15 protein-coding genes, 6 tRNA genes and 3 rRNA genes are annotated in these 21872 nt (G+C 54.8%); 22 read left to right on the top strand and 2 right to left on the bottom strand.

Annotation, left to right across the window (positions count from 1 at the left end; all coding sequences use genetic code 11):
* Positions 1-28 precede the first annotated feature (28 nt).
* Positions 29-1063, top strand: a complete 1035-nt coding sequence (gene argC / locus ABTV29_RS02685) for an N-acetyl-gamma-glutamyl-phosphate reductase (RefSeq protein ID WP_020798783.1) — start codon at positions 29-31, stop codon at positions 1061-1063.
* Positions 1064-1231: 168 nt separating this feature from the next.
* Positions 1232-1582: an iron-sulfur cluster insertion protein ErpA gene (erpA, locus tag ABTV29_RS02690; protein ID WP_007906865.1), complete on the top strand. Its 351-nt coding sequence runs from the start codon at positions 1232-1234 to the stop codon at positions 1580-1582.
* A gap of 67 nt (positions 1583-1649) precedes the next feature.
* Here the strand turns inward: erpA and ABTV29_RS02695 are convergent, their stop codons facing one another.
* Positions 1650-2741: an anhydro-N-acetylmuramic acid kinase gene (locus tag ABTV29_RS02695; RefSeq protein ID WP_433768750.1), complete on the bottom strand. Its 1092-nt coding sequence runs from the start codon at positions 2739-2741 to the stop codon at positions 1650-1652.
* A gap of 3 nt (positions 2742-2744) precedes the next feature.
* Positions 2745-4163 carry a peptidoglycan DD-metalloendopeptidase family protein gene (locus tag ABTV29_RS02700; RefSeq protein ID WP_433768751.1) on the bottom strand — a complete coding sequence of 473 codons (1419 nt, stop codon included), beginning with the start codon at positions 4161-4163 and terminating at the stop codon, positions 2745-2747.
* A gap of 212 nt (positions 4164-4375) precedes the next feature.
* On the opposite strand from ABTV29_RS02700, the gene tyrS reads away from it, so the two are divergent.
* The 20 genes from tyrS to rpoB all read left to right on the top strand — a co-directional run bounded on the left by tyrS (position 4376) and on the right by rpoB (position 21857).
* Positions 4376-5575 carry a tyrosine--tRNA ligase gene (gene tyrS / locus ABTV29_RS02705; RefSeq protein WP_433768752.1) on the top strand — a complete coding sequence of 400 codons (1200 nt, stop codon included), beginning with the start codon at positions 4376-4378 and terminating at the stop codon, positions 5573-5575.
* Between the two features lie 490 nt (positions 5576-6065).
* A 16S ribosomal RNA gene (locus ABTV29_RS02710) occupies positions 6066-7602 on the top strand.
* Positions 7603-7682: 80 nt separating this feature from the next.
* A tRNA-Ile gene (locus ABTV29_RS02715) sits at positions 7683-7759 on the top strand.
* A 30-nt stretch (positions 7760-7789) separates the two neighbouring features.
* Positions 7790-7865, top strand: a tRNA-Ala gene (locus tag ABTV29_RS02720).
* A gap of 243 nt (positions 7866-8108) precedes the next feature.
* A 23S ribosomal RNA gene (locus tag ABTV29_RS02725) occupies positions 8109-11002 on the top strand.
* 143 nt (positions 11003-11145) lie between these two features.
* Positions 11146-11261 (top strand): 5S ribosomal RNA (gene rrf / locus ABTV29_RS02730).
* The 16S, 23S and 5S rRNA genes sit together here with 2 tRNA genes alongside, the layout of an rRNA operon.
* A gap of 136 nt (positions 11262-11397) precedes the next feature.
* Positions 11398-12357, top strand: a complete 960-nt coding sequence (gene birA, locus ABTV29_RS02735) for a bifunctional biotin--[acetyl-CoA-carboxylase] ligase/biotin operon repressor BirA (RefSeq protein WP_433768753.1) — start codon at positions 11398-11400, stop codon at positions 12355-12357.
* Positions 12347-13096 (top strand): pantothenate kinase, encoded by a 750-nt coding sequence (locus ABTV29_RS02740; RefSeq protein ID WP_433768754.1) that lies wholly within the window; start codon positions 12347-12349, stop codon positions 13094-13096. The genes birA and ABTV29_RS02740 overlap by 11 nt, the downstream gene beginning before the upstream one ends.
* 8 nt (positions 13097-13104) lie before the next feature.
* On the top strand, positions 13105-13545 hold the full coding sequence (locus tag ABTV29_RS02745; protein WP_433768755.1) for a hypothetical protein: 441 nt from the start codon (positions 13105-13107) through the stop codon (positions 13543-13545).
* Between the two features lie 141 nt (positions 13546-13686).
* Positions 13687-13771: transfer RNA gene (locus ABTV29_RS02750), tRNA-Tyr, on the top strand.
* Positions 13772-13794: 23 nt separating this feature from the next.
* A tRNA-Gly gene (locus ABTV29_RS02755) sits at positions 13795-13868 on the top strand.
* 26 nt (positions 13869-13894) lie between these two features.
* Positions 13895-13970: transfer RNA gene (locus ABTV29_RS02760), tRNA-Thr, on the top strand.
* Positions 13971-14144: 174 nt separating this feature from the next.
* Positions 14145-14220, top strand: a tRNA-Trp gene (locus ABTV29_RS02765).
* 45 nt (positions 14221-14265) lie between these two features.
* The gene (gene secE, locus ABTV29_RS02770) at positions 14266-14634 is read left to right on the top strand and encodes a preprotein translocase subunit SecE (RefSeq protein ID WP_433768756.1); all 369 of its coding nucleotides are present in this window, start codon (positions 14266-14268) and stop codon (positions 14632-14634) included.
* A 9-nt stretch (positions 14635-14643) separates the two neighbouring features.
* Positions 14644-15177, top strand: coding sequence for a transcription termination/antitermination protein NusG (gene nusG, locus ABTV29_RS02775; RefSeq protein WP_007957598.1), 534 nt, complete (start codon positions 14644-14646; stop codon positions 15175-15177).
* A gap of 117 nt (positions 15178-15294) precedes the next feature.
* Positions 15295-15726: a 50S ribosomal protein L11 gene (rplK, locus tag ABTV29_RS02780; RefSeq protein WP_007933726.1), complete on the top strand. Its 432-nt coding sequence runs from the start codon at positions 15295-15297 to the stop codon at positions 15724-15726.
* Positions 15726-16421: a 50S ribosomal protein L1 gene (gene rplA, locus ABTV29_RS02785; RefSeq protein WP_166226257.1), complete on the top strand. Its 696-nt coding sequence runs from the start codon at positions 15726-15728 to the stop codon at positions 16419-16421. The genes rplK and rplA overlap by 1 nt, the downstream gene beginning before the upstream one ends.
* Before the next feature lie 199 nt (positions 16422-16620).
* Positions 16621-17121 (top strand): 50S ribosomal protein L10, encoded by a 501-nt coding sequence (gene rplJ, locus ABTV29_RS02790; protein ID WP_038998480.1) that lies wholly within the window; start codon positions 16621-16623, stop codon positions 17119-17121.
* Between the two features lie 78 nt (positions 17122-17199).
* A complete protein-coding gene (gene rplL / locus ABTV29_RS02795; protein ID WP_007957596.1) occupies positions 17200-17565 on the top strand; it encodes a 50S ribosomal protein L7/L12 in 366 nt (121 codons plus the stop codon).
* A 218-nt stretch (positions 17566-17783) separates the two neighbouring features.
* Positions 17784-21857 carry a DNA-directed RNA polymerase subunit beta gene (gene rpoB / locus ABTV29_RS02800; RefSeq protein WP_433768757.1) on the top strand — a complete coding sequence of 1358 codons (4074 nt, stop codon included), beginning with the start codon at positions 17784-17786 and terminating at the stop codon, positions 21855-21857.
* The last annotated feature ends 15 nt before the right edge of the window (positions 21858-21872 follow it).

Here is a 21872-nt window from a genome sequence, read left to right on the forward strand (position 1 = left end):
TTCCAGTGGGTTCGTTGAGGGCAGGTTTATGGTCAAGGTCGGTATCGTCGGCGGCACGGGTTACACAGGTGTCGAACTGCTGCGTCTGTTGGCACAGCATCCGCAAGCTGAAGTGGTTGTCATCACTTCCCGATCCGAGGCTGGCCTGGCCGTGGCCGACATGTATCCGAACCTGCGAGGCCACTACGACGGCCTGGCGTTCAGTGTTCCGGACATCAAAACCCTGGGTGCGTGCGACGTGGTGTTCTTCGCAACACCTCACGGCGTTGCCCATGCCCTGGCGGGTGAGTTGCTGGCAGCCGGAACCAAGGTTATCGACCTGTCCGCGGACTTCCGCCTGCAAGATGCGGACGAGTGGGCCAAATGGTACGGCCAGCCGCATGGCGCGCCGGAGCTGCTGGACGAAGCGGTCTACGGTCTGCCGGAAGTCAATCGCGAACAGATCAAAAAGGCACGCCTGATCGCTGTGCCGGGCTGCTATCCGACAGCGACGCAGTTGGGTTTCCTGCCGTTGCTTGAAGCGGGTCTGGCGGATGCTTCGCGTCTGATCGCTGACTGCAAATCCGGCGTCAGCGGTGCCGGCCGTGGTGCTGCTGTAGGTTCGTTGTATTCCGAGACGTCGGAAAGCATGAAGGCTTACGCCGTCAAAGGGCACCGTCACTTGCCGGAAATCCGTCAGGGTCTGCGTCGTGCTGCTGGCAAGGATGTCGGCCTGACCTTCGTTCCGCACCTGACACCCATGATCCGCGGCATTCATTCCACGCTGTATGCAACGGTCGTTGATCGCTCGGTCGATCTGCAGGCGCTGTTTGAAAAGCGTTACGCCAATGAGCCGTTCGTCGACGTGATGCCGGCCGGCAGCCATCCGGAAACCCGCAGTGTACGTGGTGCCAACGTTTGCCGGATCGCGGTGCATCGTCCGCAGGATGGTGATCTGGTTGTGGTGTTGTCGGTGATCGACAATCTGGTCAAAGGTGCGTCGGGCCAGGCGGTTCAGAACATGAACATCCTGTTCGGGCTGGATGAGCGTTTGGGTCTGTCCCATGCGGGCATGTTGCCGTAACGCTTTACCGCACAGAGCAAAAAGGCCCGTTGACCGGGCCTTTTTGCATTCCCGGCCGACGATTGGGCTGGTTGATATACCATAACAATAGTTGACCGATTTTCTAGGACAAGCGGATAATGCGCGTCATCACGCAATATGACGGCGTAACGCCGGGAGATAGTCAGCATGAGCGTCGAATCCTTCACCCCCACGGCTTTGCAATTCACCCACGGTGCCGCGCACAAGGTGAAGAGCCTGGTCGATGAAGAGGGGAATGATCGCTTGAAGCTGCGCGTATTCGTTACGGGCGGCGGTTGTTCAGGTTTTCAGTACGGCTTCACCTTCGATGAAGAAGTGGCCGATGACGACACCATCGTCGAGCGCGAAGGTGTGAGTCTGGTTGTCGATCCGATGAGCTTCCAGTACCTGGCAGGTGCCGAGGTGGATTATCAGGAAGGTCTGGAAGGTTCGCGTTTCGTCATCAAGAACCCGAATGCGACCACTACCTGTGGTTGTGGTTCTTCGTTCTCGATCTGATCAGCGCGCCTGTATCAGCAAAACGCCGCATGGCCTCACGGTCATGCGGCGTTTTGCTGTCTGGCGTTCAGGCAGGGTAAATGGCGCCCAGCACGCGCAAGCCCCGGGCGCCAGTGACACTCGGGCGATTGGCTGCGATGCCTTCGAGACAACAGTGGGCCAGCCACGCGAAGGCCATGGCTTCAACCCAGTCCGGGTCTACGTCATAGGCGGATGTGCTGCTGACTTTTGCATTGGGCAGCAGGCTGGCCAGGCGGTTCATCAGCGTAGTGTTGTGTGCGCCGCCGCCGCAGACCAGCAATTCCTGTGTGTGTGCCTGTGCGCTTTGTAGCGACTCGATGATGGTCTGTGCGGTCAGCTCAAGCAGTGTTGCCTGCACATCGTTGGCAGCAAAAGTCGGCAGCTGCGAGAGGTGCTGCATCAGCCATGGCAAGTTGAACACTTCGCGACCTGTGCTTTTCGGGCCTTTTGTCACAAAGAACGGATCACTGAGCAGTGCCTTCAGCAGGATCGGCTCGACCTTGCCGGTGGCGGCCCATTGGCCGTCGCGATCGTAGTTTTCGCCCCGTTGCTGGTGAATCCAGGCATCCAGCAGCACATTCCCCGGGCCGCAATCGAAACCGGCCACAGGTTTGCCGGGTTCGATCAGGCTGAGATTGCTGAAGCCGCCGATATTCAGTACGGCACGGTTGCCGGCCCGCTCCTCAAACAATGCCTCGTGAAAAGCCGGTACCAGCGGTGCACCTTGACCGCCGGCGGCGACGTCGCGGCTGCGGAAGTCGCTGACCACCGTGATACCGGTCAGCTCGGTCAGTAGCGCGGGGTTGCCGACTTGTACCGTGAAACCTCGCGCCGGTTCGTGGCGGATGGTTTGCCCATGACTGCCAATCGCGCGAATGTCTTCAGGTTTGAGGTGTTGTTGAGTCAGGAGGGCGTTAATCCCCTGTGCCGCCAGTTTCACCCAGTTTTGCTGGGCGATGGCAGAGCGGGCGATCTCGTCCGGACCGCTGGCGCACAAGCCAAGCAGCTCTGTGCGCAGGGAATCGGGCATGGGTATGTAGTGTGTGGCTATCAGCCGGATCGCCGGGTCCTGCTCGATCAGCGCAATGTCCAGGCCATCGAGGCTGGTCCCGGACATCACACCTATATAGAGCGCCATGGCTTAACGCTTGCTCGAAGCCAGTTGGGTGGCTTTTTCCTGGTCCATGCGCGCCATCAGCGGCTGGCTTTGCGCGAGGAAGCGCGCGCGCTCGGCCTTGGAGATCGGGTCGGCCATTGCCACTTTTTGTCCCAGCGGATCAACGTGTACGCCGTTAACCTGGAACTCATAGTGCAGGTGCGGGCCGGTAGAAAGGCCGGTCGTGCCAATGTAGCCAATCACCTGGCCCTGTTTGACGTTGCTGCCAGTCTGGACGCCTTTGGCAAAGCCTTGCATGTGGCCATAGAGCGTACGGTAGGTATTGCCGTGCTGGATGATCACGGTGTTGCCATAACCGCCGCGACGGCCAGCCAACAACACTTTGCCGTCGCCGGCGGCCTTGATTGGCGTGCCGCGAGGGGCGGCGTAGTCGACACCTTTATGGGCGCGGATCTTGTTCAGGATAGGGTGCTTGCGGCCCATCGAGAACTTCGAGCTGATGCGGGCGAAGTCAACCGGGGTGCGGATGAACGCCTTGCGCATGCTATTGCCTTCAGCTGTGTAATAGCTGCTGTTGCCTTGTTTGTTGGTGTAACGCACGGCGGTGTAGGTTTTGCCGCGGTTGGTAAACCGTGCGGACAGGATCGGGCCGTTACCGACAGCTTTACCATTGACCACCTTCTGCTCGTAGATCACATCAAATTCGTCACCCTGGCGAATGTCCTGGGCGAAGTCGACGTCATAGCCAAACACGTTGGCCATATCCATGGTCAGGCTGTGGGACAGGCCGGCACGAGCGGCAGACTGCGACAGCGAACTGTTGATCACGCCATGAACATAGGCGGAGCGCACTGTCGGCTTGGCAGTGATGCGATTGAACGTGTAGCCCTTGTCGTTTTTGGTCAGCGAAATGGTTTCGAGGTCGCTGACCTTGCTGTGCAGGTTGGTCAGTTGGCCGTCGGGGTTCAGTTCAAACTCCAGTTTCTGGCCATGTTTGAGCTGGCTGAACTGCTTGGCTTGCTTGTCGCTGGCCAGTACTTCATGCACCGAAGTGGCCGGAAGACCGACCTTCTCGAACAGGGTGGAAAGGGTATCGCCTCTGGAGACGATCACTTCCCTGTGATTTGGTGCCTTCTTTTCTTCCACTACCGGCGCGGGGGTGGCCTGAGCGGTTTCCGCGGCCTCTTCTGCGCTGTTGTCGATCTGCGCAAAAGGCGACTCGGTCGGCTCATTTGTGGCTTGAACAGCTTCGGCGGCGTCTTGTTCTTGTGTCAGTTGATCTGCAGGGCTTTCCAGTTCAAGACTCAGGGTCGTCTTTTTGGCTTCAACATCACTGGAAGGAAATACCAGAAGCGCCAGGCTCAGAAGGGCGGCGATGCCGCTCGCAGCAAGCAGGTGGGTCTTCGGGTAAAGCGGTGGCGCTTTAGACGATTCTTTGGTCATAAGTAATTTTTGACTTTGAAAAAGATGAATTGGAAAAGATGAATGACATGATGAATATGAAATAACTGTATAAAATATAACCAAATCATCATTGAAGCAAGTCTGCGGGCAGTCTGTTCGCGGATAGGTGTCCGTGCGCCGGGCAAACTTTGTATTTGACGCGCGTTCTTGTATGGTTGGGTCCCTTTGAATCTGAGTCTTGCGGGTCTGTTATGAAGTCGGTTGAAGAGCAGCTAGCGCTGATCAAACGTGGTGCGGAAGAACTGTTGGTCGAGTCCGAGCTGATTGAAAAGCTCAAGCGTGGCCAGCCACTTCGTATTAAGGCAGGCTTCGATCCGACCGCGCCGGATTTGCACCTGGGGCATACCGTGCTTATTAATAAGCTGCGCCAGTTCCAGGAGCTGGGGCATCAGGTGATCTTCCTGATCGGCGACTTCACCGGAATGATTGGTGATCCGAGCGGCAAGAGTGCGACGCGCCCACCGCTTACTCGTGAGCAGGTTTTGGAGAACGCCGAGACCTACAAGACTCAGGTTTTCAAGATTCTTGATCCTGCCAGGACAGAAGTGGCATTCAACTCCACCTGGATGGATCAGATGGGGCCGGCTGACTTCATTCGTCTGACTTCGCAGTACACCGTGGCGCGGATGCTCGAGCGCGACGACTTCGACAAGCGCTACACTACCAATCAACCGATCGCCATTCACGAGTTTCTCTATCCCCTGGTTCAGGGGTATGACTCGGTTGCCTTGCGCGCGGATGTCGAGCTGGGTGGTACCGATCAGAAGTTCAACCTGTTGATGGGGCGCGAACTGCAGCGCAGTTATGGCCAGGAGGCTCAGTGCATTCTGACCATGCCTTTGCTCGAGGGGCTGGATGGCGTTAAGAAGATGTCCAAGTCCTTGGGCAACTATGTGGGCATTCAGGAAGCGCCTGGTGTGATGTACAGCAAGCTGGTGTCTATTCCTGATGCGCTGATGTGGCGCTATTTCGAGCTACTCAGCTTCCGTAGCATGGATGAGATCAATGCCTTCCGCGCTGATGTGGAGGCGGGGGCCAATCCGCGGGACATCAAGATCAAGCTGGCTGAAGAGATTGTCGCGCGTTTCCATGGTGACGAGGCTGCGGCCAATGCTCACCGTGCAGCTGGTAATCGTATGAAGGATGGCGAGTTGCCGGATGATCTTCCGGAAATTGAGCTGACTGCTACCGAGGATATGCCCATCGCGGCTGTTCTTAATAAAGCGGGTCTGGTGAAAAACTCGGCTGTGGCTCGGGATCTTCTCGGTTCGGGTGGTGTGCGTGTGGATGGCGAAGTCGTAGATCGCTCCTTTATGTATGTGCTGGGTGCGACCCATGTGTGTCAGGCCGGGAAGAAGGCATTTGCGCGTATTTCGCTTAAATCCGAATAATCTGAAATTAAGTGTTGACGGCGAATTTTAGATCTCTATAATTCGCCCCACTTCCGGCGCAGCCGAAACGGAAAACTCCTTGGTAAACAATGAGTTACGCAGTTTTGACGGTCAGGTGCTTCAGTTCATCGAGGCCCGCAGGAAGTTGAAAAAGAGGTGTTGACAGCAGCGAGTAACGCTGTAGAATTCGCCTCCCGCTGACGAGAGATCGAAAGCGCAAGTGGTTGAAGTTGTTAAGGATTCCTTGAAAACTTCTGAAAATAATCACTTGACAGCAAATGAGGCTGCTGTAGAATGCGCGCCTCGGTTGAGCAAAGCGCTTAACCAACCGCTCTTTAACAACTGAATCAAGCAATTCGTGTGGGTGCTTGTGGTGTCAGACTGCTAGTCAACAGATTATCAGCATCACAAGTTACTCCGCGAGAAATCAAAGATGTAACCAACGATTGCTGAGCCAAGTTTAGGGTTTTCTCAAAACCCAAAGATGTTTGAACTGAAGAGTTTGATCATGGCTCAGATTGAACGCTGGCGGCAGGCCTAACACATGCAAGTCGAGCGGATGAAGAGAGCTTGCTCTCTGATTCAGCGGCGGACGGGTGAGTAATGCCTAGGAATCTGCCTGGTAGTGGGGGACAACGTTTCGAAAGGAACGCTAATACCGCATACGTCCTACGGGAGAAAGCAGGGGACCTTCGGGCCTTGCGCTATCAGATGAGCCTAGGTCGGATTAGCTAGTTGGTGAGGTAATGGCTCACCAAGGCGACGATCCGTAACTGGTCTGAGAGGATGATCAGTCACACTGGAACTGAGACACGGTCCAGACTCCTACGGGAGGCAGCAGTGGGGAATATTGGACAATGGGCGAAAGCCTGATCCAGCCATGCCGCGTGTGTGAAGAAGGTCTTCGGATTGTAAAGCACTTTAAGTTGGGAGGAAGGGCATTAACCTAATACGTTAGTGTTTTGACGTTACCGACAGAATAAGCACCGGCTAACTCTGTGCCAGCAGCCGCGGTAATACAGAGGGTGCAAGCGTTAATCGGAATTACTGGGCGTAAAGCGCGCGTAGGTGGTTTGTTAAGTTGGATGTGAAAGCCCCGGGCTCAACCTGGGAACTGCATTCAAAACTGACAAGCTAGAGTATGGTAGAGGGTGGTGGAATTTCCTGTGTAGCGGTGAAATGCGTAGATATAGGAAGGAACACCAGTGGCGAAGGCGACCACCTGGACTGATACTGACACTGAGGTGCGAAAGCGTGGGGAGCAAACAGGATTAGATACCCTGGTAGTCCACGCCGTAAACGATGTCAACTAGCCGTTGGGGACCTTGAGTCTTTAGTGGCGCAGCTAACGCATTAAGTTGACCGCCTGGGGAGTACGGCCGCAAGGTTAAAACTCAAATGAATTGACGGGGGCCCGCACAAGCGGTGGAGCATGTGGTTTAATTCGAAGCAACGCGAAGAACCTTACCAGGCCTTGACATCCAATGAACTTTCCAGAGATGGATTGGTGCCTTCGGGAACATTGAGACAGGTGCTGCATGGCTGTCGTCAGCTCGTGTCGTGAGATGTTGGGTTAAGTCCCGTAACGAGCGCAACCCTTGTCCTTAGTTACCAGCACGTAATGGTGGGCACTCTAAGGAGACTGCCGGTGACAAACCGGAGGAAGGTGGGGATGACGTCAAGTCATCATGGCCCTTACGGCCTGGGCTACACACGTGCTACAATGGTCGGTACAGAGGGTTGCCAAGCCGCGAGGTGGAGCTAATCCCACAAAACCGATCGTAGTCCGGATCGCAGTCTGCAACTCGACTGCGTGAAGTCGGAATCGCTAGTAATCGCGAATCAGAATGTCGCGGTGAATACGTTCCCGGGCCTTGTACACACCGCCCGTCACACCATGGGAGTGGGTTGCACCAGAAGTAGCTAGTCTAACCTTCGGGGGGACGGTTACCACGGTGTGATTCATGACTGGGGTGAAGTCGTAACAAGGTAGCCGTAGGGGAACCTGCGGCTGGATCACCTCCTTAATCGACGACTCAGCTGCGCCATAAGCTCCCACACGAATTGCTTGATTCATTGAAGAAGACGATAGAAGCAGCCCGAAATTGGGTCTGTAGCTCAGTTGGTTAGAGCGCACCCCTGATAAGGGTGAGGTCGGCAGTTCGAATCTGCCCAGACCCACCAATTTTGTGTGGGAAACGCCTGTAGAAATACGGGGCCATAGCTCAGCTGGGAGAGCGCCTGCCTTGCACGCAGGAGGTCAGCGGTTCGATCCCGCTTGGCTCCACCACTACTGCTTCTGACGTATAAAGCTTAGAAATGAGCATTCCATCGAAGGATGGTGAATGTTGATTTCTAGTCTTTGACTAGATCGTTCTTTAAAAATTTGGGTATGTGATAGAAAGATAGACTGAACGTTACTTTCACTGGTAACGGATCAGGCTAAGGTAAAATTTGTGAGTTGCTCTTAGAGCAATGCGAATTTTCGGCGAATGTCGTCTTCACAGTATAACCAGATTGCTTGGGGTTATATGGTCAAGTGAAGAAGCGCATACGGTGGATGCCTTGGCAGTCAGAGGCGATGAAAGACGTGGTAGCCTGCGAAAAGCTTCGGGGAGTCGGCAAACAGACTTTGATCCGGAGATGTCTGAATGGGGGAACCCAGCCATCATAAGATGGTTATCTTGTACTGAATACATAGGTGCAAGAGGCGAACCAGGGGAACTGAAACATCTAAGTACCCTGAGGAAAAGAAATCAACCGAGATTCCCTTAGTAGTGGCGAGCGAACGGGGACTAGCCCTTAAGTGGCTTTGAGATTAGCGGAACGCTCTGGAAAGTGCGGCCATAGTGGGTGATAGCCCTGTACGCGAAAGTCTCTTAGTCATGAAATCGAGTAGGACGGAGCACGAGAAACTTTGTCTGAATATGGGGGGACCATCCTCCAAGGCTAAATACTACTGACTGACCGATAGTGAACTAGTACCGTGAGGGAAAGGCGAAAAGAACCCCGGAGAGGGGAGTGAAATAGATCCTGAAACCGTATGCGTACAAGCAGTGGGAGCAGACTTTGTTCTGTGACTGCGTACCTTTTGTATAATGGGTCAGCGACTTATATTCAGTGGCGAGCTTAACCGAATAGGGGAGGCGTAGCGAAAGCGAGTCTTAATAGGGCGTTTAGTCGCTGGGTATAGACCCGAAACCGGGCGATCTATCCATGGGCAGGTTGAAGGTTAGGTAACACTGACTGGAGGACCGAACCGACTACCGTTGAAAAGTTAGCGGATGACCTGTGGATCGGAGTGAAAGGCTAATCAAGCTCGGAGATAGCTGGTTCTCCTCGAAAGCTATTTAGGTAGCGCCTCATGTATCACTGTAGGGGGTAGAGCACTGTTTCGGCTAGGGGGTCATCCCGACTTACCAAACCGATGCAAACTCCGAATACCTACAAGTGCCGAGCATGGGAGACACACGGCGGGTGCTAACGTCCGTCGTGAAAAGGGAAACAACCCAGACCGTCAGCTAAGGTCCCAAAGTTATGGTTAAGTGGGAAACGATGTGGGAAGGCTTAGACAGCTAGGAGGTTGGCTTAGAAGCAGCCACCCTTTAAAGAAAGCGTAATAGCTCACTAGTCGAGTCGGCCTGCGCGGAAGATGTAACGGGGCTCAAACCATACACCGAAGCTACGGGTATCATCTTCGGATGATGCGGTAGAGGAGCGTTCTGTAAGCCTGTGAAGGTGAGTTGAGAAGCTTGCTGGAGGTATCAGAAGTGCGAATGCTGACATGAGTAACGACAATGGGTGTGAAAAACACCCACGCCGAAAGACCAAGGTTTCCTGCGCAACGTTAATCGACGCAGGGTTAGTCGGTCCCTAAGGCGAGGCTGAAAAGCGTAGTCGATGGAAAACAGGTTAATATTCCTGTACTTCTGGTTATTGCGATGGAGGGACGGAGAAGGCTAGGCCAGCTTGGCGTTGGTTGTCCAAGTTTAAGGTGGTAGGCTGAAATCTTAGGTAAATCCGGGGTTTCAAGGCCGAGAGCTGATGACGAGTTACCCTTTGGGTGACGAAGTGGTTGATGCCATGCTTCCAAGAAAAGCTTCTAAGCTTCAGATAACCAGGAACCGTACCCCAAACCGACACAGGTGGTTGGGTAGAGAATACCAAGGCGCTTGAGAGAACTCGGGTGAAGGAACTAGGCAAAATGGCACCGTAACTTCGGGAGAAGGTGCGCCGGTGAGGGTGAAGCACTTGCTGCGTAAGCCCACGCCGGTCGAAGATACCAGGCCGCTGCGACTGTTTATTAAAAACACAGCACTCTGCAAACACGAAAGTGGACGTATAGGGTGTGACGCCTGCCCGGTGCCGGAAGGTTAATTGATGGGGTTAGCTAACGCGAAGCTCTTGATCGAAGCCCCGGTAAACGGCGGCCGTAACTATAACGGTCCTAAGGTAGCGAAATTCCTTGTCGGGTAAGTTCCGACCTGCACGAATGGCGTAACGATGGCGGCGCTGTCTCCACCCGAGACTCAGTGAAATTGAAATCGCTGTGAAGATGCAGTGTATCCGCGGCTAGACGGAAAGACCCCGTGAACCTTTACTATAGCTTTGCACTGGACTTTGAATTTGCTTGTGTAGGATAGGTGGGAGGCTTTGAAGCGTGGACGCCAGTTCGCGTGGAGCCATCCTTGAAATACCACCCTGGCAACTTTGAGGTTCTAACTCAGGTCCGTTATCCGGATCGAGGACAGTGTATGGTGGGTAGTTTGACTGGGGCGGTCTCCTCCTAAAGAGTAACGGAGGAGTACGAAGGTGCGCTCAGACCGGTCGGAAATCGGTCGTAGAGTATAAAGGCAAAAGCGCGCTTGACTGCGAGACAGACACGTCGAGCAGGTACGAAAGTAGGTCTTAGTGATCCGGTGGTTCTGTATGGAAGGGCCATCGCTCAACGGATAAAAGGTACTCCGGGGATAACAGGCTGATACCGCCCAAGAGTTCATATCGACGGCGGTGTTTGGCACCTCGATGTCGGCTCATCACATCCTGGGGCTGAAGCCGGTCCCAAGGGTATGGCTGTTCGCCATTTAAAGTGGTACGCGAGCTGGGTTTAGAACGTCGTGAGACAGTTCGGTCCCTATCTGCCGTGGACGTTTGAGATTTGAGAGGGGCTGCTCCTAGTACGAGAGGACCGGAGTGGACGAACCTCTGGTGTTCCGGTTGTCACGCCAGTGGCATTGCCGGGTAGCTATGTTCGGAAAAGATAACCGCTGAAAGCATCTAAGCGGGAAACTTGCCTCAAGATGAGATCTCACTGGAACCTTGAGTTCCCTGAAGGGCCGTCGAAGACTACGACGTTGATAGGTTGGGTGTGTAAGCGCTGTGAGGCGTTGAGCTAACCAATACTAATTGCCCGTGAGGCTTGACCATATAACACCCAAGCAATTTGCGAACTCGAAAGAGGCCAGATTGCGGTGTGTGAAGACGCAATGAGCCGAAAGTTCGCACAACACACAAAGCTGTCACATACCCGATTCGCTGGAACGTCGATAGACGCGTCAGCTCAAGAATTTCTTGACGACCATAGAGCATTGGAACCACCTGATCCCATCCCGAACTCAGAAGTGAAACGATGCATCGCCGATGGTAGTGTGGGGTTTCCCCATGTGAGAGTAGGTCATCGTCAAGATTAAATTCCGAAACCCCAATTGCGAAAGCAGTTGGGGTTTTGTTTTTGCGCGCGAGAAAAGTTCGTTTCGCCACATTTCTATGCAACTGCTCTGGGCGTGGCTATTATGCGGGCCTCATTGTGAGGCGAGACTTGCATGCTGACGTTGTTAAAGCTTCTTAAGGATGGCCGATTCCATTCGGGCCAGGCTCTAGGTTCTGCCTTGGGTGTCAGTCGCAGCGCTGTATGGAAGCAGCTTCAGCAGCTGGAGGCTGAGCTGGGGTTGTCTATCCATAAGGTGCGAGGACGCGGCTATCAGTTGGCTGCGCCACTGACTCTGCTTGATCCTGCTGAGATCGGGAGAATGGCGCCATCCTGTGATTGGCCTGTCCAGGTATTCGACTCAATCGATTCTACGAATGCTGAGGCCTTGCGGGCTATCGAGCGGCTTCAGGCTGCGCCCTTTGTGGTGCTCGCCGAGCGGCAGATGGCCGGTCGCGGGCGACGTGGTCGGAAATGGGTGAGTCCGTTCGCTGAAAACATTTACTACAGCCTTGTGTTGCGTATTGAAGGTGGAATGCGCCAACTGGAAGGCCTGAGCCTTGTTGTAGGGCTTGCTGTCATGCAGGTCTTGCGCGAGCTTGGTGTTTTGGGTGTGGGTTTGAAGTGGCCTAACGATGTTCTGGTCGGCCAGAAGAAGATTGCCGGGATATTGCTTGAGTTGGTTGGAGATCCTGCTGATGTGTGCCATGTGGTGTTAGGTGTCGGTATAAATGTGAACATGCAGATGGCTGACGAGGTCGACCAACAGTGGACATCCATGCGCTTGCAGACCGGCATAGCGTTTGATCGTAATCGTTTGGTTGCTGATCTAGGGGTGATGCTCCAGAAATACCTGGGGCGACATCGGGCCGGCGGTTTTTCAGCGATCCAGGCCGAGTGGGAGCAGAATCATCTGTGGCAGGGGCGTGCGGTATCGCTGATTGCGGGTGTCAATCAAATCGATGGTGAAGTGCTGGGTATCGATAGTCAGGGCGCCTTGCGTCTGAAGGTGGATGGTGTGGAAAGGCTCTTTAGCGGCGGCGAGCTCAGCCTGAGGTTGCGCAATGATTCTTGAGCTTGACTGCGGAAACAGCTTCATCAAGTGGCGCGTACTCAATGCGAGTGCTCGTCTAGTGGTGGGAGAAGGTGTTGTCGATTCCGACCTTGCGCTGTTGGAGGCTTTGAAGGCGCTCAATGGTTTGTCTCTCAGGTTTTGTCGGTTGGTGAGTGTCCGGACTACCGAAGAGACCGGTGTCTTGATTGCTCTGTTAAAGGCGTCCTTTGATATTTCGGTGGTCTGTGCTGCTCCGTCACGCGAGATGTCCGGTGTTCGTAATGGCTATGAGGAGTTCGAGCGGCTGGGGCTTGATCGCTGGCTCGCTTTGATGGGTGGGTATCACCTGGCTGCGGGTGCGTGTCTGGTGTTGGATTTCGGCACTGCGGTTACAGCTGACTTTGTTGCTGCGAGCGGTGAGCATCTTGGTGGATTCATATGTCCAGGGATGCCGCTGATGCGAAACCAGCTCCGTACTCACACTCGTAAAATTCGTTATGGCGACCTCGCTGCCGAGCGCGCGCTGGAAAGTCTTGTTCCGGGTCGAACAACAGTTGAGGCGGTTGAGCGCGGGTGTCTGCTGATGTTGCGGGGGTTTGTTCTCACTCAGCTTGAACTGGCGCGTAGCTATTGGGGGGAGGACTTTACGGTCTTCCTTACGGGTGGTGATGCGTCTCAGGTGTCGGAGATTGTGCCTGAGGCCAGAGTGGTTCCGGATCTGGTATTCGTTGGCTTGGCGATGGCCTGTCCTTTGTCCTGAGGTTCTCTATGCGCTGGTTGTTTCTGTTGCTGCTTGTTCTCAACGTCTTTTATTACATCTGGCATCAACAAGAGGCTCCTCTGCGAGCAAAGGATGTAACGCCCTTGAGCTTGTATCGAGGGGGGCAGCAGGACATCCGGCTTCTGAGCGAGGCGCCTGATGCAGCAAGGGACAAAGGCAAGGCAGCTCAGTCGGATGTCGGGTGTCTGTACCTGGGTGGTTTCGCCCGCCAGGACATCGCTCAAGGGCTTGAGCGCAGGCTGACGGGTATGGAGGTCAAATTTCAGTCGCTGCCGAAGGTGGGATCTGAAAGCGCGACTTACTGGGTGCGTGTGGCTCCGGAAAGCAGGCGCTGGCTCGATGACCTGCAGCTGCAAAACCTTTCTAAAGAATTCAATGAGTTAAAACATAAAATAATGCCTTGCGAGGGGGTTGCGCCCACCGAATAGTTTGCATAGAATGGCGCCCGCTCCACAGCGAAGACCTTAAACGGAAAACGATGTGAGGCGAGTCAACGCAGCTAAGCTCAGGATTTTAATGAGAAAATGCTTGACAGAAGGCTGGCATAGTATAGAATGCCGGCTCGCTTAGGAGGGGTTCCCGAGCGGCCAAAGGGATCAGACTGTAAATCTGACGTCTACGACTTCGAAGGTTCGAATCCTTCCCCCTCCACCATTTTAGCGAGAGCTGCAAGCCTCGCGGGTATAGTTTAGTGGTAGAACCTCAGCCTTCCAAGCTGATGATGCGGGTTCGATTCCCGCTACCCGCTCCAAGTTTGCAGGTTTTGCGCGGTGTTACGCTCTTGTAGCTCAGTTGGTAGAGCACACCCTTGGTAAGGGTGAGGTCAGCGGTTCAAATCCGCTCAAGAGCTCCATATAACAAGGCAGATATGAAAATATCTGCCTTTGTTTTAATGGCCTGCAGTGGCTGTGTCGCATTTTGGTTGTGATGCCTCTGGTGTCAAGAAGTGCTGATTCAGCTAGGTCATTGAGTAGGTTGTTGTAAAGTCTCCTTCGGGCCGGCATAATGGTCGGCCTGATTTTGTTTTAGGTCAGTAGCTCAATTGGCAGAGCGACGGTCTCCAAAACCGTAGGTTGGGGGTTCGATTCCCTCCTGACCTGCCAGATTCACCCGGTGTGTCTGGCTTTCTTTTCACAGGATCTTCATAGATGACTCCTAAAGCTGAAGCTCAAGGCTCTCGCTTCGATCTGCTCAAGTGGCTAGCGGTAGTCGCTTTGGTGGTTGTTGGCGTTGTTGGCAATCAGTACTTCTCTGCTTCGCCGATCCTGTACCGTGTGCTTGCTTTGCTCGTGATTGCTGCTGTAGCTGCCTTTGTAGGCCTGCAGACAGTTAAGGGCAAGTCTTTCTTTGTGTTGGTCAAGGAAGCGCGCACCGAAATTCGTAAAGTCGTATGGCCGACTCGCCAGGAAACCACGCAGACCACGTTGATCGTTGTGGCTGTTGTTCTGGTTATGGCGTTGCTGTTGTGGGGGCTTGACTCCCTGCTCGGCTGGCTTGTTTCCTTGATTGTCGGTTAAGGGTGTCCCGTGGCTAAGCGTTGGTATGTTGTTCATGCTTACTCGGGTTACGAGAAGCATGTAATGCGTTCGTTGATCGAGCGCGTAAAGCTGGCTGGCATGGAAGATGGCTTCGGCGAGATTCTGGTTCCCACTGAAGAAGTGGTTGAAATGCGTAATGGCCAGAAGCGCAAAAGCGAGCGCAAGTTCTTTCCAGGCTATGTGCTGGTTCAGATGGATATGAACGAGGGTACTTGGCACTTGGTCAAGGATACTCCCCGTGTGATGGGCTTTATTGGTGGGACTGCCGATAAGCCTGCGCCGATTACGGACAAAGAAGCAGAAGCGATTCTGCGTCGAGTTGCGGACGGTAGCGATAAGCCCAAGCCGAAGACGTTGTTCGAACCGGGTGAGACGGTGCGTGTCAATGACGGTCCATTCGCCGATTTTAATGGCGTTGTAGAAGAAGTTAACTACGAAAAGAGCCGGATCCAAGTCGCAGTGCTCATTTTCGGTCGCTCTACTCCGGTAGAGCTAGAGTTCAGTCAGGTCGAAAAGGTCTAACTGGACAGGCATCCCAACCCCGCAGCCCTAGGCTGTGGGGTTTTGTCGTCACTGGGATAAACGCGCAAGTAACCGGGGAGCCTTTCGAGGCGTTTGAACCCGTAATTGGAGTGCCTCATGGCCAAGAAGATTACCGCTTACATCAAGCTGCAAGTGAAGGCCGCTCAGGCTAACCCAAGCCCACCTGTTGGTCCTGCTCTGGGTCAGCACGGCGTGAACATCATGGAGTTCTGCAAGGCTTTCAACGCCCGTACTCAGGGTCTTGAGCCAGGTCTGCCGACTCCAGTGATCATCACTGTTTACAGCGACCGTAGCTTCACATTCGAAACCAAATCCACCCCTGCTTCGGTTCTGCTGAAGAAGGCGGCCGGTCTGACCAGCGGTTCCGCTCGTCCGAACACCGTTAAGGTTGGCACCGTGACCCGTGCTCAGCTGGAAGAAATCGCGAAAACCAAAAACGCGGATCTGACTGCAGCTGATATGGAAGCAGCCGTGCGTACTATCGCCGGTTCTGCTCGTAGCATGGGCCTTAACGTGGAGGGTGTGTAATGGCTAAGCTGACCAAGCGTCAAAAGGCTATCGCCGGCAAAATCGAAGCAGGCAAGGCCTACAACATTGTAGACGCTGCTGCATTGCTGGCCGAGCTGTCGACTGTCAAGTTCAGCGAGTCGTTTGACGTTGCTGTAAACCTGGGCGTTGACCCACGTAAATCCGACCAGGTCGTTCGTAGCGCTACTGTGCTGCCACACGGCACTGGCAAGACCGTTCGCGTTGCAGTGTTCACCCAGGGCCCAGCTGCTGAGGCCGCTCTGGCTGCCGGCGCTGACCGTGTAGGTATGGACGAACTGGCTGCCGAAATGAAAGGTGGCGACCTGAACTATGACGTAGTAATTGCATCCCCTGATGCGATGCGCGTTGTAGGTCAACTGGGTCAGATCCTCGGTCCACGTGGCCTGATGCCTAACCCTAAAGTCGGCACCGTAACTCCAGACGTAGCTACCGCGGTTAAAAACGCCAAGGCTGGTCAGGTTCGTTATCGCACCGACAAAAACGGCATCATCCACACTTCCGTTGGCAAGATCGGCTTCGATGCCGTCAAGCTGAAGGAAAACGTTGAAGCCCTGATCGCTGACCTGAAGCGTATCAAGCCAGCTTCCTCGAAAGGTATCTACGTCAAGCGCGTAACCCTGAGCACCACTATGGGCCCAGGTCTGGTTATCGATCAGAGCTCGCTGGACGCGTAAGACACGAATTGGCGCGAGTGATCGCGTCAATTGAAAAAATTGGGGTCCCTGCCTGGCGGGGGCTATCCAAGACCGTAGGCGGCGAAAGTCTTAAACCACAAGCCTACGCAGATGGTGCTCCCGGTTCTTTACCGAATCAGACACCAAAACGACATCCGGTTCCGACTGGATGAAACGGTAACAAGCAGGAGTTAAACCCGTGGCAATTAAACTCGAAGACAAGAAGGCCATCGTCGCTGAAGTCAACGAGGCTGCCAAAGTCGCTCTGTCCGCTGTCGTGGCTGATGCCCGTGGCGTAACAGTAGGCGCAATGACCGGACTCCGTAAAGAGGCTCGTGAAGCTGGCGTTTACGTACGCGTTGTACGTAACACCCTGCTCAAGCGCGCTGTTGCTGACACTGAATTCAGTGTCCTCAACGACGTGTTCACTGGCCCTACCCTGATCGCTTTCTCCAACGAACACCCGGGCGCTGCTGCTCGTCTGTTCAAAGAGTTCGCCAAGGGTCAGGACAAGTTCGAGATCAAGGCAGCTGCGTTTGATGGCAAGTTCCTTGCCGCTAACCAGATCGACGTGTTGGCTACTTTGCCGACCCGCGACGAAGCTATTGCGAAACTGATGAGCGTGATCCAAGGCGCTACCAGCAAGCTGGCTCGTACCCTGGCAGCCGTTCGCGACCAGAAAGAAGCTGCTGCAGCCTAAGGCGCAGTCGAATCTTTCAAAATCATATGTTTAATTTGATGGCTGCGTAAGCTGTCACCCCAATACAGGATTCAAGTCATGTCTCTGACTAACGAACAAATCATCGAAGCAATCGGCCAGAAAACCGTTCTGGAAGTTGTTGAGCTGATCAAAGCAATGGAAGAAACCTTCGGCGTGACCGCTGCTGTTGCTGCTGCTGGTCCAGCTGCTGCTGCCGCTGTTGTTGAAGAGCAAACCGAGTTCAACGTTGTTCTGGTTGAAGCCGGCGAGAAGAAAGTAAACGTGATCAAGGCAGTTCGTGAACTGACCGGTCTGGGCCTGAAAGAAGCCAAAGAGAAAGTCGACGGCGCTCCTCAGGTTGTAGCTGAAGGCGTTTCGAAAGAAGCTGCTGAAGACGCTAAGAAGAAGCTGGAAGAAGCAGGCGCTAAAGTCGAGCTGAAGTAAGCATCGACTTTGCTCCTCCAGCCCGAGCGTCAAGCGAAAGGCTGATGGCTGGTGGCTTATGCCACCGGCCTTTTTCCGTTATTGGCAGTCGACTGGGTCGATTCTGGTAACGAGCTGTACCACCCGATGTGGTGGCGCAAACCATGGGGTTTGCACGATTTTCTGGCTACTCCCGTCGGGAGGGCCAAACAAGCAGGTGACCAAGCTGGGGAACGCTGATGGCTTACTCATACACTGAGAAAAAACGTATCCGCAAGGACTTTAGCAAGTTGCCGGACGTCATGGATGTGCCTTACCTCCTGGCCATCCAGCTGGATTCGTATCGTGAATTCTTGCAAGCGGGAGCGACTAAAGATCAGTTCCGCGACGTGGGCCTGCATGCGGCCTTCAAATCCGTTTTCCCGATCATCAGCTACTCCGGCAATGCTGCGCTGGAGTACGTCGGTTATCGTTTGGGCGAACCGGCATTTGATGTCAAAGAATGCGTATTGCGCGGTGTAACTTACGCCGTACCTTTGCGGGTAAAAGTGCGCCTGATCATTTTCGACAAAGAATCGTCGAACAAAGCGATCAAGGACATCAAAGAGCAAGAAGTCTACATGGGTGAAATTCCCCTAATGACTGAAAACGGTACCTTCGTAATCAACGGTACCGAGCGTGTGATCGTTTCCCAGCTGCACCGTTCTCCGGGTGTGTTCTTTGACCACGACCGTGGCAAGACGCACAGCTCCGGTAAGCTGTTGTACTCCGCGCGCATCATTCCTTACCGCGGTTCGTGGCTGGACTTCGAATTCGACCCGAAAGACTGCGTATTCGTGCGTATCGACCGTCGTCGCAAGCTGCCTGCATCGGTACTGCTGCGCGCGCTCGGCTATACCACTGAAGAAGTGTTGGACGCGTTCTACACCACCAACGTTTTCCACCTTTCCGGCGAAACGCTCAGCCTAGAGTTGGTGCCTTCGCGTCTGCGTGGTGAAGTGGCTGTTCTGGACATCCAGGACGACAATGGCAAGGTCATCGTTGAGCAGGGACGCCGTATTACCGCGCGTCACATCAACCAGATCGAAAAAGCCGGCATCAAGATGCTGGACGTGCCTCTGGATTACGTCCTGGGTCGTACCACCGCCAAAGCTATCGTGCATCCTGCTACAGGCGAAATCCTGGCTGAGTGCAACACCGAGCTGAGCACCGAGATCCTGGCAAAAATCGCCAAGGCCCAGGTCGTTCGCGTTGAGACGCTGTACACCAACGACATCGACTGCGGCCCGTTCATCTCTGACACTCTGAAGATTGACTCCACCAGCAACCAACTGGAAGCGCTGGTCGAGATCTATCGCATGATGCGTCCTGGCGAGCCGCCAACCAAAGACGCTGCCGAGACCCTGTTCAACAACCTGTTCTTCAGTCCTGAGCGCTATGACCTGTCTGCGGTCGGCCGGATGAAGTTCAACCGTCGTATCGGTCGTACCGAGATCGAAGGTTCGGGCGTGCTGTGCAAGGAAGATATCGTCGCGGTACTGAAGACCCTGGTCGACATCCGTAACGGTAAAGGCATCGTCGATGACATCGACCACCTGGGTAACCGTCGTGTTCGCTGCGTAGGCGAGATGGCCGAAAACCAGTTCCGCGTTGGCCTGGTACGTGTTGAGCGTGCGGTCAAAGAGCGTCTGTCGATGGCTGAAAGCGAAGGCCTGATGCCGCAAGACCTGATCAACGCCAAGCCAGTGGCTGCGGCTGTGAAAGAGTTCTTCGGTTCCAGCCAGCTGTCCCAGTTCATGGACCAGAACAACCCGCTGTCCGAGATTACCCACAAGCGTCGTGTTTCCGCACTCGGCCCAGGTGGTTTGACTCGTGAGCGCGCCGGCTTTGAAGTTCGTGACGTACACCCGACTCACTACGGTCGTGTATGCCCGATCGAAACGCCGGAAGGTCCGAACATCGGTCTGATCAACTCCCTGGCTGCGTATGCGCGCACCAACCAGTACGGCTTCCTCGAGAGCCCGTACCGCGTGGTGAAAGACGCTCTGGTCACCGACGAGATCGTATTCCTGTCCGCCATCGAAGAAGCTGATCACGTGATCGCTCAGGCTTCGGCCACGATGAACGAGAAGAAATACCTGGTCGATGAGCTGGTAGCTGTTCGTCACTTGAACGAGTTCACCGTCAAGGCGCCAGAAGACGTCACCTTGATGGACGTATCGCCGAAGCAGGTAGTTTCGGTTGCAGCGTCGCTGATCCCGTTCCTCGAGCACGACGACGCCAACCGTGCGTTGATGGGTTCGAACATGCAGCGTCAAGCTGTACCAACGCTGCGTGCTGACAAGCCGCTGGTCGGTACCGGTATGGAGCGTAACGTAGCTCGCGACTCCGGCGTTTGCGTCGTAGCTCGTCGTGGCGGCGTGATCGATTCCGTCGACGCCAGCCGTATTGTTGTTCGTGTTGCAGATGATGAAGTCGAAACCGGCGAAGCGGGTGTCGACATCTACAACCTGACCAAATACACCCGCTCCAACCAGAACACCTGCATCAACCAGCGTCCGCTGGTGCGTAAGGGTGATCGGGTTCAGCGTAGCGACATCATGGCCGACGGCCCGTCCACCGACATGGGTGAACTGGCTCTGGGTCAGAACATGCGCATCGCGTTCATGGCATGGAACGGCTTCAACTTCGAAGACTCCATCTGCCTGTCCGAGCGTGTAGTTCAGGAAGACCGTTTCACCACGATCCACATTCAGGAACTGACCTGTGTGGCGCGTGACACCAAGCTTGGCCCAGAGGAAATCACTGCGGACATCCCGAACGTGGGTGAGGCTGCACTGAACAAGCTGGACGAAGCCGGTATCGTCTACGTTGGTGCTGAAGTTGGCCCGGGCGACATCCTGGTTGGTAAGGTCACTCCGAAAGGCGAGACTCAGCTGACGCCGGAAGAAAAACTGTTGCGTGCGATCTTCGGTGAGAAGGCCAGCGACGTCAAAGACACCTCCCTGCGTGTGCCGACCGGTACCAAGGGTACTGTCATCGACGTTCAAGTCTTCACCCGTGATGGTGTAGAGCGTGACAGCCGTGCCCTGTCGATCGAGAAGAGCCAGCTCGACGAGATCCGCAAGGACCTGAACGAAGAGTTCCGTATCGTTGAAGGCGCTACTTTCGAACGTCTGCGTTCCGCTCTGGTCGGCCACAAAGCCGAAGGCGGCGCCGGTCTGAAGAAAGGTCAGGAAATCACCGACGAAGTCCTCGACGGTCTCGAGCATGGTCAGTGGTTCAAACTGCGCATGGCTGAAGATGCTCTGAACGAGCAGCTCGAGAAGGCTCAGGCTTACATCGTTGATCGCCGCCGTCTGCTGGACGACAAGTTCGAAGACAAGAAGCGCAAGCTGCAGCAAGGCGATGACCTGGCTCCGGGCGTGCTGAAGATCGTCAAGGTTTACCTGGCAATCCGTCGTCGCATCCAGCCGGGCGACAAGATGGCCGGTCGTCACGGTAACAAAGGTGTGGTCTCCGTGATCATGCCGGTTGAAGACATGCCGCACGATGCCAATGGCACTCCGGTCGACGTTGTTCTCAACCCGCTGGGCGTACCTTCGCGTATGAACGTTGGTCAGATCCTTGAAACCCACCTGGGCCTCGCGGCTAAAGGGCTGGGCGAGAAGATCAACCGCATGGTCGAAGAGCAGCGTAAAGTTGCTGAGCTGCGCACCTTCCTGGATGAGATCTACAACCAGATCGGTGGCCGTAACGAAGCGCTGGATACGTTCTCGGACCAGGAAATCCTGGATCTGGCTCAAAACCTGCGCAACGGCGTACCAATGGCTACTCCGGTATTCGACGGTGCCAAGGAAAGCGAAATCAAGGCCATGCTCAAACTGGCGGACTTGCCAGAGAGCGGCCAGATGCAGCTGACCGACGGCCGTACCGGCAACAAGTTCGAGCGCCCGGTTACCGTTGGCTACATGTACATGCTGAAGCTGAACCACTTGGTAGACGACAAGATGCACGCGCGTTCTACCGGTTCGTACAGCCTGGTTACCCAGCAACCGCTGGGTGGTAAGGCGCAGTTCGGTGGTCAGCGTTTCGGGGAGATGGAGGTCTGGGCACTGGAAGCATACGGTGCCGCTTACACTCTGCAAGAAATGCTCACAGTGAAGTCGGACGATGTGAACGGTCGGACCAAGATGTACAAAAACATCGTGGACGGCGATCACCGTATGGAGCCGGGCATGCCCGAGTCCTTCAACGTGTTGATCAAGGAAATTCGTTCCCTCGGCATCGATATCGATCTGGAAACCGAATAACACGTGACGCGAATC

The sequence above is a fragment of the Pseudomonas putida genome (assembly GCF_050989985.1).
In the GTDB taxonomy this organism is placed as follows: Bacteria; Pseudomonadota; Gammaproteobacteria; order Pseudomonadales; family Pseudomonadaceae; genus Aquipseudomonas; species Aquipseudomonas putida_AI.